The organism is Streptomyces sp. RPA4-2, from assembly GCF_012273515.2.
Lineage (GTDB): Bacteria > Actinomycetota > Actinomycetes > Streptomycetales > Streptomycetaceae > Streptomyces > Streptomyces kaempferi.
In genome coordinates this window covers 8455334-8469069 of sequence record NZ_CP050975.2, presented here as the reverse complement: position 1 = coordinate 8469069, position 13736 = coordinate 8455334, and the positions used below count along the sequence as shown (strand labels likewise).

8 protein-coding genes are annotated in these 13736 nt (G+C 69.5%); 2 read left to right on the top strand and 6 right to left on the bottom strand.

The genetic code is table 11. The features are described from left to right. Positions 1-237: 237 nt before the first annotated feature. Both HEP85_RS37010 and HEP85_RS37005 read right to left on the bottom strand, forming a co-directional pair. Positions 238-1437 (bottom strand): PP2C family protein-serine/threonine phosphatase, encoded by a 1200-nt coding sequence (locus HEP85_RS37010; protein WP_168534447.1) that lies wholly within the window; start codon positions 1435-1437, stop codon positions 238-240. A gap of 176 nt (positions 1438-1613) precedes the next feature. Next, on the bottom strand, positions 1614-4118 hold the full coding sequence (locus HEP85_RS37005; RefSeq protein WP_248002240.1) for a SpoIIE family protein phosphatase: 2505 nt from the start codon (positions 4116-4118) through the stop codon (positions 1614-1616). A 739-nt stretch (positions 4119-4857) separates the two neighbouring features. Here HEP85_RS37005 and HEP85_RS37000 point away from each other — a divergent pair. Further along, on the top strand, positions 4858-7599 hold the full coding sequence (locus HEP85_RS37000) for an AAA family ATPase (RefSeq protein ID WP_168531805.1): 2742 nt from the start codon (positions 4858-4860) through the stop codon (positions 7597-7599). A gap of 93 nt (positions 7600-7692) precedes the next feature. On the opposite strand, the gene HEP85_RS36995 is transcribed toward HEP85_RS37000, so the two are convergent. Continuing rightward, complete coding sequence (locus tag HEP85_RS36995) at positions 7693-8448, bottom strand: SDR family oxidoreductase (RefSeq protein ID WP_168531804.1); 756 nt, start codon at positions 8446-8448, stop codon at positions 7693-7695. A gap of 185 nt (positions 8449-8633) precedes the next feature. On the opposite strand from HEP85_RS36995, the gene HEP85_RS36990 reads away from it, so the two are divergent. Then, positions 8634-9041, top strand: a complete 408-nt coding sequence (locus tag HEP85_RS36990; RefSeq protein WP_168531803.1) for an OsmC family protein — start codon at positions 8634-8636, stop codon at positions 9039-9041. 205 nt (positions 9042-9246) lie between these two features. Here HEP85_RS36990 and HEP85_RS36985 read toward each other — a convergent pair whose 3' ends face one another. The 3 genes from HEP85_RS36985 to HEP85_RS36975 form a co-directional block, all read right to left on the bottom strand. Further along, on the bottom strand, positions 9247-12018 hold the full coding sequence (locus HEP85_RS36985) for an AAA family ATPase (protein ID WP_369658016.1): 2772 nt from the start codon (positions 12016-12018) through the stop codon (positions 9247-9249). Between the two features lie 298 nt (positions 12019-12316). Beyond that, a complete protein-coding gene (locus HEP85_RS36980) occupies positions 12317-12658 on the bottom strand; it encodes a hypothetical protein (protein ID WP_168531802.1) in 342 nt (113 codons plus the stop codon). A gap of 184 nt (positions 12659-12842) precedes the next feature. Then, a complete protein-coding gene (locus tag HEP85_RS36975) occupies positions 12843-13562 on the bottom strand; it encodes an alpha/beta fold hydrolase (RefSeq protein WP_168531801.1) in 720 nt (239 codons plus the stop codon). Positions 13563-13736: the final 174 nt, after the last annotated feature.

Below are 13736 nucleotides of genomic sequence, written 5' to 3'. Positions count from 1 at the left end.
GACTCACGCCGCCTGCTGCTCTCACGGCTTGACGAACGGCATGAGAAATCATGTCCACGAGACGTCGGTTGCCAGATCATCGAGACCGACTTCTCAATTGTCCGAGATTCTGCGTGAAGGCCTGTCCCCGCATTGTTGGCCCAGTCCGTCCAGACGGCGCCAGCGGTCCGGTCGATCGCCCCTGCGGCAACCTCGTCCGGGATTCGGTGGACGCGGACCGCGTGGCGGCCGTTGGGGCTACAGACGGACGACGACGACGGCTGTGTCGTCGGTGGCGTCGCTCAGGGTGATGAGTGCTTCAGCGAGGTTCTCGGCGTCGTCTTTGCGGTGGCGTGCAAGGAGGTCGGCGAGGCGTTGAAGACCCTGGTCGATGTCTTCCCCACGGCGCTCGATCAGTCCGTCGGTGTAGAGAACGAGGGCGGCACCTTCAGAGTAGGTGATGGTGGCCTGCGGACGAGGGGTGTGATCGAGGCTCGCCCCCAGTGGGGGGTCGGTTGCCCGGTCGAGGAAGCGCACGGTGCCATCGGGGCTGACGAGGGCTGGGGGCGGGTGGCCGGCGCTGCTGTAGGTGATGTTGCGGCCGCCCCGGTCGACAACGGTCTGCACGGCGGTGGTGGAGAGAGCGCCCTCAACTGAACGTGCGTACAGGTCAAGCCCGTCGAGTGCGGTTGCCGGACCGTCCACCACTCGCGTGGCAGCGCTCAAGGCGCTGCGCAGTTGGCCCATCACGCCCGCTGCTGCCAGGCCGTGGCCCACGACGTCGCCCACGGCGACGGCAGAGTTCCCGTTGGGGAGCTGGGTTACCTCGTACCAGTCTCCGCAGACGTTGAGGGCGTTGAGGGCCGGGCGATATCGCACTGCGGCCTGGTGATGAGCGAGCGGCTGCGGTGCGGGCAGCATCGCGTCCTGAAGTGCGAGTGCCACTTGCCTTTCGCGGGCGCTGGTCTGGCGCAGTCGCTCGTTGACCTGTTGCAACTCGCAGGACCGCGCATACAGTTCGATTTCCATTTGCCGGCGCTGCTGATCGGATCTCGGTCTGTCGGCACGGACAAGGTCGGTGATCTCCTCGATACGGTGCACGACCAGCGCGATGGTGCCGACGGAGTTCAGGACGGGGGCGTTGATCGGGCTCCAGTAGCGCTCCGCGAACACTCCCGGCCGATCCGGCTCCTCCACGTCGTGCCGAATGGGCCCCTCGACGTCCTGGGTGCCGGTCGCTAGCACCCGCCGTAGCGATGCCTCGAGGTCGTCGACGCTGTTGGGGTCCTCAGGGAAGGCATCGAATACGTACCGTCCGACGAGTTGATGCCGACGGCGGCCGACCATGTGCTGGTAGGACGCGTTCGCGTCCAGAATGACCAGTTCGGGCGTGAGCACCAGCATCGCACTGGGTGACGCGTTGAAGATGGCCTTGTAATCGATCTCCCGCTTCGCCACGGTGCTTCCCACTTCTTCCGCCAATCGATCATTTTCTGCTTCTTGTTGTGTGCTTCGAGGCCGTGATCTCCTCATCGACTGATTTGCGGGCCAGCAGCGCAAGCTGCCTTTCGCACCGAGGGTCGACCGCGGCAGCACGTCGTAACCTGACCCGCGGGCAGACGCACGGGCCCTGGTCATTCAGGCCGGTTGTCCGGGGGTGTGTCCGACGTTGCCGGCTCGGTGGAGTCCCGTGTGTTCGAGGGTATGGAGCCAAGGTTCATTTCGGCCCAGACGACCTTGTCGCTCGTTGTGGAACGGCATCCCCATCTTTGGGACAGCTGGGCGACCAGGAAGAGGCCGCGACCGCTTTCGTCTGCGGTGTCCGAGCGACGCAGACGTGGGATACCGGTTCCGCTGTCGGAGACTTCACATGTGAGGACTTCGTGCTGGATCAGACGGAGTGAGATCGGGCCGCTGCTGTGGCGCAGGGCGTTGGTGACCAACTCGCTGACGATCAGCTTGGTCGGGTCCTCAAGTCTCTCCAGGCCCCATGCGGTCAGCTGAAGGGCTGCCATGCGCCGAGCGCTGCGGACGGCGCTCTGATCGCTGGGCAGCGTCCAGCAGGCAACGTTGACGGGTTCGAGCGAATGGGTCCGCACGAGGAGCAGGGCAATGTCGGCGGAGGATTCCTGGCGGCGGAAGATGTCCGTTGCCTGGCTGCACATCTCTTCCAGGGACTGATGCGGTTGCGCCAGCACGGTGGCAAGGCGCCGCATGCCCGAGTCGACGTTGTGGTCGCGGGTCGCGATCAGGCCGTCGCTGTACAGGGCCATGAGGCTACCTTCTGGCAGTTCCAGTTCCACAGCGTCGGGAGGCACACCGGACCCGTAGCCGAGGGGTGATCCGGCGTGAAGGTCTGGAAAAGTCACCCGGCCACTCAGGTCGATGATCGCGGGCGGGCGATGCCCGGCCTGTGCCATGGTGCACCGCAGCGTGCCGGGATCGTAGACCGCGTACAGGCAGGTCGCGCCCATGAGCGTGGAAGCCCGGGGGTGCTGCGTGGCCAGTCGCTTGACTGTGTCATCGAGGTGACACAGCAGTACGTCGGGCGGCATTTCCATATCCGCGAGCGTGTGAACAGCGGTGCGGAGCCTGCCCATGGCCACGGCGGCATCGATGCCGTGGCCAACCGCTCCTCCCGCGACCAGGGCCACGCGAGCCCCGGACAGCTCGATCACATCGAACCAGTCACCGCCTATGCCGTGCTCCACGTCGGCGGGCAAGTAACGCCAGGCTGCCTCGATCGCTGTATTGCCCGTCGTGGGCAGGGGGAACAGGTCGCGCTGGAGCGCCAGGGTCGCGGTGTGGGCGCGAGCGTACTGGCGTGCGCGGTCCAGTGACAGTGCGGCGCGGCTGACGAGTTGCTCGGCCAGGAGAAGATCGGCCTCTTCGAACGGCACCGGGTCCTGGGTGCGGACGAACAACGCCAGTCCCAGCAGAACATTCCGCGCATACATGGGCACGACCATCACCGAATGCATGCCGTTCTCGTGGATCTTCCGCGCTCGTACCGGATCCTGGTCGATCCATGTGCCTGCACCAGTGTTCAGGACCGGTTCCAGGTGGGATCTCCGGTTGTCCAGGGCTTGGCTGAGGGGTGAGGCAGGGGGCAAGGGGATCGGCTCACCGCGCGCCCACGGGGATTCCGGGACTCCCTGGTTGATCGACGCCAGGCCGGCACGCCGGAGAGCGGGGAGGCGATCACCCGACGGCTCGGTGCGTGCCGGGAGCGCCGCTTCGAACGGGACCGACTGCTCCAGGTCTACGGCGGCAAAGTCGGCGAACAGGGGCACCGCAAGATCCGCCACGCTCTGGCTGGTCCGCACCACATCCAGGGTGTCGCCAAGACGCGTACTGCTCTCGCTGAGGACGGCGAAGCGCTCACGCGCTCGTTGAGTCTCGGTGACATCGACAGTAACGGAGCACACCCCGAGCATTTGGCCGTCGGCGCCTTGGAGGCATGAGTACGAAGTGGTGACTGTGTGGTGGTCCCGGCCCGGACTCGTCGGCCGCAGCGTGCGGTCGTCGTGAACCCCGCTGCCGCCGCTTCGGACCACCCGCCGCATCAGCGTCTCGAACGCCTCGGACTGCGAGCCGGGCAGCACATCGCTGAACCGGCGTCCGAGCCGCCGGTCGCGCGGAATCCCGTCGTAGCTCTCCATCGTGTCGTTCACCCACATGCAGCGCAGTCGCGTGTCACGGATGACGACGCCGATCGGTACCCGACCGACGAGCGACTCCCGCAGGGAGCCCTCAGCCCCTTCCTCGGAAGGCTCGCCGACCCCGGTCGCGGACACCAGCCACCGGAACGTTGCATCTCGTCCCCACAGCATCGAGATCCGCAGGCCGACGTCGAGTTCGCGTCCGTCTTGGTGGCGCAGCCTCATATGTCCCGACCACTCGCTTTGGGTCCGACACCGTACGGCGAAGTCCGCTATCGCCGACGCTTCCCCCGTGGACGGCAGGAGCACGGCAGCGGATTTACCGATCACATTGCGGGCGGGGTAGCCGAGGAGTCTCTGGGCGGTCTGGGTCCATCCCACGATCGCCCCCCGCTCGTCGAGCACCGCGCTCGCCGAGCCGTACATTCCTTGGTTCTGCGGGCCATCATTGGGCGTTGTGTTCTCGGTCCTGGCCATCGGGTACGAGTCCTTGGATCGGTGGAGGTCAAGTGTGGTGTGGGAAGCCGCTCTGGGAACGGCATACGGACCAGGCCCACCACGGAATGGACAATCGGGGCGCAGCCCCGCACCCTCCACGCGAATGCCGTAGGTATCGAAATGGCACTATTCGGGCCTTTTGGTTAGTAGACCGGACAGTGCTCCGCTCTGTGACACGGATCGCCGCATACCGTTCTTGTGCGCACGGCCGCCGCGTGGAGGCATTCCCTTGTTGTCTGACGGGCCACAGAGGGCCCCAGGCGGACGGCGGCCACAGCAGCGCCGGTGTCCACGCCCCCGCTCCGCACAACAGCTCCACCGTCAGCTGCAAGTGGCTGGCCGAGGGTGACGGAGACGCGCCAGTTCACCCGTCCAGCCTGCGACGACCAGGGCTGCGCTGCTCGCGGGGCGTTTCGGAGAGCGGACTCGCGTCCGGGCTCCTACGCTGCTGTGGGGTCTCGCCGCTTGAGGCATCCATGCCTTCCCATGCCCATGGTCTCCGTCACGTGCACGCGTTGCCCTGGCCGGCTGTCCTGCCGAATTCCGAGAAATGGGTCCTGCTCCCAGCGGGCCGCCCTGCGGTACAACCGGCCGGCGAGCCCGCTGACGAACGCCGAAGTGCCCTGGTGAGGAGAGCGCGAGGGGCCTGCCCGCCCCCTCGCCGCAAGGGCTCCGGCCGCATGCGCTGTTGTTATGCTCCCGACGTGCAGGGATCAGGGTGAGTGGGGACGGTCCGGGGCGGCTGCGTGGTCGGCGCCGCGAGTACGAGGCGCTCGAGGAACTGGTCTCGGAGGTGGAGGCCGGACGCAGTGCCGTACTGGTCCTGCGCGGTGATGCCGGAATCGGTAAGTCCGCTCTCCTGGAGAGCCTGGTGGCACGGGTCGCTGGGCACCGCGTCGCCCGTGGGGCGGGTGCCGAGTCGGAGATGGAGTTGCCGTTCGCGGGACTGCATCAGTTGTGTGCCCCGTTCCTGGGGCGCGCCGACTCCCTTCCACCTCCGCAGAGAGAGGCGCTGGCCACAGCGTTCGGGGTGAGCACAGGACCGCCTCCGGACAGATTCCTGGTCGGTCTGGCCGTGCTCGGACTGCTGACCGAAGTGGCCGCCGAGCAGCCGCTGTTCTGCCTCGTGGACGACGCGCAGTGGCTCGACAGGGTCTCCGCGCAGACGTTGGCGTTCGTGGCGCGACGGATGCTCGCCGAACCGCTGGCACTGGTCTTCGCCTCCCGTGAACGGCGGGGACGCGACGATCTGGCCGGTCTGCCCGAGCTGACGCTGGACGGCCTCGACGACACCGAAGCCCGCGCCCTGCTGGACGCGGCGGCAAACGGCCCGGTGGACGAGCACGTCCGCGACCGCGTGGTCGCCGAAGCGCGCGGCAATCCCCTCGCACTGCTGGAACTCCCCTACGACCTCGTCGATGAGGATCCGGCCGATGGGCTCGACCTGCCCGATCCCGGACCGGTGACCAGCCGTATCGAGCGGAGCTACCTCGCTCGGGTCCACTCACTGCCGGCGGCGACGCAACGACTGCTGCTGACCGCCGCCGCCGAGCCGATCGGTGACGTGGCACTGCTGAGACGTGCCGCCGGGCGACTGGACATCAACCTGGCCGAGGCCGGCCCGGCGGTGACGGCGGGGCTGCTCGACGTCCGGAATCTGGTGCGCTTCAGGCATCCGCTGCTGCGCTCCGCGATCTACCGGTCGGCCGGGCTCGCGGAGCTGCGGGAGACCCACCGTGTCCTGGCGGAGGTGACCGACCCCGTCCTCGACCCCGACCGCCGCGCCTGGCACCTGGCGCGAGCGACCGTGCGGCCGGACGAGGAGATCGCCGCCGAGCTGGAGTCGTCGGCCACGCGGGCGCTCGCGCGGGGCGGCACCACCGCGGCGGCGGCGTTCCTCGCCCACGCGGCCGTGCTGACGCCGAGCCCGCAGCGCAAGGCGACGCGTGCCCTCGCCGCGGCCCAGGCGAAACTCCGCGCCGGTGCGCCCACCGCGGCGCGCGACTTGCTGGCGCTGGGCCGGAGCGGGGTTCTGGACGAGTCCGGTCGCGCTCGCGCAGATCTCGTCCAGGCCCAGATCACCTTCGCCTCCAGTCGCGTCGACGAGGCGCTCCCCTTGCTGCTGGCCACCGCGCGACGTCTGGTGCCGCTGGATGCCGGCCTGGCCCGAGAAACCTTCCTGGACACCCTGTCGGCCGCCATGTTCGCGGGGCGCCTCGCCTCCGGCGCGGACGCACGCGAGGTGGCGGTGGTGGCGCAGGTGACGTTGCCCCCCGTCACGAGGCCGCCGGGCAACGTCGATCTGCTCCTGCACGCTTTGGTCACCCGGTTCACCGGCGACTACCGCGACGCGGTCGCCGCCTCGCGCCACGCGGTGCGTGCCTTCCGCCGGGAGACCGCCCCGGAGGAGGTCCTACGCTGGTCGTGGCTGGCCTCGGCGCTGGCGGCCGAGATGTGGGACGACGAGGGCTGGACGGAGCTGGTGACGCGCCATGTGCGGACCGCCCGCGCCGTCGGCGCGCTGGCCGAGTTGCCGCTCGCGCTCAACTCGCGGGCCGTCGTCCACACCTGCGCCGGCGAACTGGACGCGGCGGCGCTGCTCATCGCGGAGATCGACCGGCTCCAGGAGGCGACCGGCAGCGGCTTCGCGCCGTACGGCACCATGACACTCGCCGCCTGGCAGGGACGGGCACACGATGCCGTTCCGCTGATCGAAGCCGGCATGGAAGATGCCCTCCAAAGCGGTGAGGGCATCGGTGTGGCCGTCGCACGGCGGGCCCAAGCCGTGCTCCACAACGGTCTGGCCAGATACGAGGAGGCGTTCGACGCGGCCCGTCCGGCGAGCGAGCATCCGCAGGACCTGGTCGCGGCCAATTGGGGACTGGTCGAGCTGGTGGAGGCCGCGGCGCGCAGCGGTCGCCCCGACGCGGCCGAGGCCGCTCTGGCCCGGCTGACCCGGACCACGGACGCGGCGGCGACGGACTGGGCGTTGGGCGTCCAGGCGCGCTCCCGGGCGCTGCTGAGCCGGGGGGAAGCGGCCGAAGAGCTGTACCGCGAGGCGATCGAACGACTCGGACGTACCCGGGTCGCGGCGGAGTTGGCACGGGCGCATCTGCTGTACGGGGAGTGGTTGCGGCGGGAGAACCGTCGCAATGACGCCCGGGACCAGTTGCGCGAGGCGCACGCCCTGTTCACACGGTTCGGTGCGGGTGCGTTCGCCGAGCGCGCCGTCCGCGAGTTGCGGGCCAACGGCGAGACGGTGGCCCGGCGCGACGGTGCCGCCGCGGTGACGCTCACCGCCCAGGAGACCCAGATCGCGCATCTGGCCCGGGACGGGCTCACCAACTCCGAGATCGGTGCCCAGTTGTTCCTCAGCCCGCACACCGTCGAATGGCACCTGCGCAAGGTGTACGCCAAGCTCGGCATCGCCTCCCGGCGGCTCCTGCGCACAGCGCTGTGACCGGCTCCTCGTCGTGGCCGGGCGGATTCCCCCGCGCGTCAGCCACGTGGAAGATCACCGCTTCCGGAGCACGAGCGCGCCCTGGGGCGGCCGTCACCGACTGGTTGACGTAGGCCGCAGGGACGCAAGGTGGTCGTCGAACGTCCGGCGGCCCTGGACGTACTGCCCGCGTGGCAGCAGGCCGCCTGTCGTCATGGCTCTGCCCACCCGCCCCGGAAGAGTCACCGGCACGACGAGTCGGCGCCGGCCCTGGGAGCGCACGACACGACGCGCCATGTCCACCATGTCCAGCCGGTCGGGCCCCGCGATCTCCTGCGCCATTCCCGACGGGCCCTGTAGCACGTGGTCGACGAGCTTCTCGGCGACGTCCTGGGCTGCGACGGGTTGGGTGAGCATTCTCGGCATCATGACCACGGGCGACCGGTTGTCCAGCAACTGCTGGGGGAACTCGAAGAACTGGGTGGCGCGCAGCACCGTCCACGGCACACCACCGTCGCGGACCAGTTCCTCTTGTGCGCGCTTGCCGAGGTAGTAGCCGAAGTCGACCTCGTCACTGCCGACGATCGACAGGGCGACCAGATGCTCGATCCCGTTCGACCGGGCGGCGGAGAGCAGGTGGCCGGTGGTCCGGCGGAAGAAGTCGACGGCGGGTTTCTTCCTCGTCGTGACGGTGTTCGTCACATCGATCACCGCATGGATGCCGGACAGCCTCTCCGCCAGACCGACGCCGGTGGTCAGGTCCACGCCGTGTGAACGGGCGAGGGTCACGGGCCGATGTCCTGCGGCCTGCAGTTCCGCGACGACGTACTTCCCCACCAGACCGGTTCCTCCGGCCACGGCCACCTGCATGTGATGCTCCTCTACCGACGTGGTTTCCGGCTCCGTGCTATAGACAGGACAGCCGCTCCGACTGTGACAAGGCCCGGACGGCCGCGCTTTCCCGGGCCGAACTGTCACACGCGCGTACGCCGCTCGGTCTCTGCAGAGGAGGGATGAGCGACATCACGGTCCCCCCTTGGCCGAGAGGAAGACCCATGACCACGCGCATCGTGTCCATCGCCGAAGGCAGACGGCTCACCCGCTCGATCGCGATCGGCACGCACACGCTTACGGCCGACGAACCCGAACCCATCGGCACCGATGCGGGTCCCACCCCGGGAGAGCTGCTGCTGGCCGCACTGGGGACCTGCACCTCCATGGCCTTGCGGGCCTTCGCGGACCGGCACCAGTGGCCGCTCGAACGGATCGACGTGGCCGTGCGGTTCGGGGACCAAGGACACATCGTCAAGAACGTCGGGCTGACCGGTGAGCTGGAACCGGATCAGCGGGAGCAGCTGCTGGCAGCCGCCGGGCGCTGTCCCGTGCACCGCCTGTTGACCAGGGAGGTCACGATCGTCACCGTACCCACGTTGCTGGCGGAACCGGATGAGTCCGGCGCCTAAGGGCTGTCCCGTAATCCCCGGCGGGCGCACGACGACAGCTACGGCACCTCGCCGCGTTGTCGGATCACCCGAATACGCCCAGTATGAGGACGACCCTCCGCCTTGCGATGCACCGCATCTGACGCCGCGCGCTGATCCACCGGGGATTACGGGACAGCCCTTAGGCGCTCCCCCCGGTGCCCGGCCCGCCCGTGACTCGAGCGGGTCAGGGCGTGGTCACCACGCCTTCGAGTTGCATCGAGTCGATTTCTTTGCGGGAGGAGATCCCCAGCTTCGCGAAGACCTTGCGCAAGTGCCATTCGACCGTGTGGGGGCTGAGAAACAGTCGGGCGGCGATCTCCGGGTTCGTGAAGCCGCCCTGAGCGAGTCGCGCGATCTCGCCCTCTTTCGCGGTGAGGACCGCCGGTGTCGCCGAGGCGCGCTTGCGCAGCTTCACCCCCGCGGCCTGCAGCTCCCGTCGCGCGCGCTCCGCGAACGCCTCGGCCCCGGCTTCGCCGAGCACCTCGTGTGCCGCGCTCAGTTGAGCACGAGCCTCCGCCCGTCGCTGTTCCAGGCTCAGCCACTCACCGTAGCGAAGCCGTGCCCGGGCGCTGTCCATGCGGGCCCCCGTCGTGTCGAGTTGCTCGATCGCTTCCTGGTGCAGGCTGTCGGCGGCCTGCCCCTCGCTCACCAGGGCACGAGTGGCGGCGGAGATGCCGAGCGCCCAAGCGGTCCCGCTGACCTGGGCCATCTCCTCGATCGCCCGCGCGGCCTCGGCCGCATGCGCGGTCCGCCCCAGTCGTACGGCCGCTTCGACGAGTTCCACCCGAGACTGGAGGGACAGTCCGAGTTCCTGCGGATTCTCACAACCACGTTCGGCGGCGGCAAAGGCCTCCTCATACCGGCCGAGGCCGTTGTAGAGGACCGCCGCCGCCCACTGGGTGGCCGTCGTCACCTTGCCCTCGCCCTGCAGGACGTGGTCGTGCGTGACGGCTTCGATCGCCTGCCGGGTCGTGGACTCCCGTCCCTTGAAGGGCTCCACGACGAGCGCTCCGTAATGCGCGAAGAAGCTGCTGCCCGTGGCTTCACCGATCGCGTTCGCCTCCACGGCGAGGGAGCCGGCGCCGCGGAGGTCGCCGGCGAACACCCGGTTCGACAGACGCAGCAGGAGGGCCGAGGGCAACACGGCGAGCGCTCCGTTGCCGCGGGCGAGGTCGACCAGCCGCGCCGACAGCTCGGACCAGGCGGCGAAGTCCCAAATGCTGTGTGCCATGCGGCACACGAGCGGAAGCCACCCCAGACCGTCCTCCCGCGAGAGCCCCTCCGTCCGGAACGCGGCCACGGCCTTCAGCAGGAGCGGCGCACCCATCGTGTAATCCTCGGTGACCACCCGCGCGAGGCCGGTCAGCAGGAGACTCTCGCGGCTCGCGGTGTCGACGGGGCCCGGGCCGCTCATCACCGCCTCGGCGACGTCGCGGACGCCGCCGGTGGCCAACCGGCCCGCGGTCAGGGCCGCGTAGATCGCGTCCCGGTAGGTCTGGCCGGCGAGTGCGGAGTCGTACGGCTGGAGCCGCTTGGCCGCTTCCAGCAACAGCGGCAGTCCGGCGCTGGCACTCTTGGCCGCGGACATGATCTGTCCCCGGAGCAGGGTCGCCTGTCCGGCTCCGACTTCGTCGAGGTGGTTCAGTTCCGCCGCGTCGACCAGTTCCCGCGCAGCGTCGAAGGCGCCCGCCTGGTACTCGGCCCGCGCCGCGGCCAGTGCCCGGGCTCCCCGGAGTACGGGATCCGCGGTCAGTTCGGTGGCTCGATGCAGGAAGGCCGCCGCGGCCGCGATTCCGCCGCGCGCGTGCGCCCGCCCGGCGGACCCCACCAGTTCGGCGGCGACGGCCTCATCCGGTCCGACCGTCGCGCTCGCCAGGTGCCATACGCGGCGTTCGGGATGGAGTCCGACGTCGATCGACTCGGCCAGAGCCCTGTGCACGCGCCGGCGTTCCTCGAAGCCCACGGCGCGGTACACCGCGGAGCGAACCAGCGGGTGGCGGAAGCGCACCCACGTGCCGAGCGTCACCAGGCCCGATGCCTCGGCGTGGGTCACGGCGGTGTCCACGGAGATGCCCAGGCGCTCGGCAGCGTGTCGCAGCAGGGCCACGTCACCGACCGGCTCGACAGCGGCGATGAGCAGCAGTTGCCGCGTCTCCACCGGAAGCGATCGGATCCGGCGGAGGAAGCCCGCCTCGATCTGGCTGGACAGGGGCCGGTCCTCGTGTCCTCCGAGACCTCCGGCCATCTCGACGGTGGTCAGGCTGCGCGGCAGCTCCAGCAGGGCCAGCGGATTGCCGCGCGTCTCTGCGACGATGCGGTCCCGCACACGCTGGTCGAGCGGGCCGGTCACGACGGAGTCGAGGAGTTCGCGGGACTCGCGCTCGTTCAGTCCACGGACGGGAAGCTCCGGCAGGTCGGCGAGGATCTCGCGGGAACCGGACTCGCGGACGGCCAGGACGAGCAGAACGGATTCGGCGAGCAGTCGGCGGGCGACGAATTCCAAGGTCTGGGCCGACACCCTGTCCAGCCACTGCACGTCGTCGACCAGGCAGAGCAACGGCTCGTCGCCGACGGCCCCGGCGAGCAGACTCAGGGTGGCCAGGCTGACCAGAAACCGGTCGGGCGCATCACCGACCTGCATCCCGAACGCTGTGCGCAGTGCGTTCCGCTGCGGCTCGGGAAGATCGTCGAGATGGGAGAGCAGCGGAGCGCAGAGCTGGTGCAGCCCCGCGTAGGAGAGCTCCATCTCGGACTGCACGCCGGCCGCCCTGACGACGCGGAAGCCGGCAGCCCGGTCGAGAAGGTATCTCAGCAGCTCGGACTTCCCGATCCCCGCCTCGCCGCGCACCACCAGGACGCCGCTTCGCCCGGCCCTGGCCTGCGCGAGGAGGTCATCGAGAACCAGGCACTCATGCCGCCGACCGATGAGCCCGGTCCGTGCTCCGTCACGCGCCATGTCAGCCTCCCCGCCGCCACGATACCCGGCGTCCGACGTCCGCAGGGTTGTCCTGAACTCGTGGCTCCCCGATCCGCGACATCGTCCGGGACTACGCGATCCGGTCACGTTCCCTCCGGCCCGTCGCCATCCGTTTCCCCCCTCCTCGTCCTGACCTCGGCAGCGCTCGCCGAGCGGCGCGGCGACCGGGTGGGACGAGCCATGGTGACTCCGTTGGGCACCCACGGCCAGGCCCGGGCCCACGTGGCCGAAAGCCTCTGTCGGAGACCGGCGCGACGACCGGTGAGGCGTCGGTGGATCAGGTCACCGATCCCACGACCATTGCCGTGCACACGAACGTCACCATCGTGATCACGACCATGGAGATCAGTGTCCCGCGCAGCCATCGCCTGAACCGGATGCGGTTCGCCGCCTCTGTCGCGCCGACGCTGTCGGCGATGTGGTCCGTCACCATGCGGGCCACCCCCACCTGCTCGTCGAGGTACCACAGCTCGATGGCCCTCCGCTGCTCATGGGTCAGCCCGTCCGTCCGCGCGGTGAAGGCGGCCACGCGCTGGCGAGCGGCACCGAGATGAGCCGCCCGGTACAGGTAAGCCTCAATGTCGACCAGCCCACGAGCGGCCTGTTCGTTCGTGTTCATGATTCGCTCCCAGAGTCGGCGGCCCGGCGATCGGGACCCGGACCGATTGGGTGGGTCGCGCGACGACTCGTGCGTCGCCGCGCGGGTGGGTCGCCGCGACCCGCCGGGTCGCGGCGACGCAGTCGGGTTGCCGGCCGCTCATCCGATCGGCGACCCGACGGCCGACGCGCTGAGCACCGGTCGCTCAGCCGGTCGCCTGCGCGGCCTCGTTGATCAGGCGCGCGACCTCACCGGGACGCGAGACGCTGACCGCGTGGGAGGCGGACACGGTCACCACCGTGGCCTGCGCTCGCTCGGCCATGAAGGTCTGAGCCTGCGCGGGGATGTTCCGGTCCTCGATGGCCACGAGAACCCAGGAGGGGACGTCCTTCCACGCCGGGGCGGAGGCGCCCTCCGCCAGGGCGGCGTCGGCGACGGGTCGCTGGGTGGCGGCCATGACCGCCGTGGTCTCCTCGGGGACGTCGGCGGCGAACTGCTGGTGGAACTTGCTCTTCTCGATGTAGAGATCCGCGACCTGGCTTCCGTCGGGCAGGGTGATCGGCACCGGGTGGAGCGTCTCCCCTAGGGTGCTGCCCGGGAACTTGCCGGACAGAGTGACCGCGCTCTCGCCTTCGTCCGGCAGGAAGCCCGCGACGAAGACGAGTGCCTTGACGTTGTCGAGTCCCTTCGCGGCGTTGCTGATGACCGAGCCGCCGTAGGAGTGGCCGGCCAGGACCACGGGGCCGTCGATGGAGGCCACGAGTTGTCTGACGTACTCGCTGTCTCCGGCCAGTCCGCGCAGCGGATTGCTCGCGGCCACCACCGGGTAGCCGTGGGACTGGAGCTTGTCGACGACGCCGTTCCAGCTGGAGGAGTCCGCGAACGCGCCGTGGACGAGGACGATGGTCGGCTTCTGCGCACTCATGGGAGTGGCCCTGCTTTCTTGTTGGTTGGGTTCGAACTGGCTGTTCGTGAGATCAGCGGGACCCAGGGGCTCCGGGTATGGCTGTCATGGCTGCGCCGTGGGACGGCTGGTGAGGGCTGGCCGCCCGGAGCCCCCGCGACGACTCGACCGCCGATGGGAAGACGGACATCACCA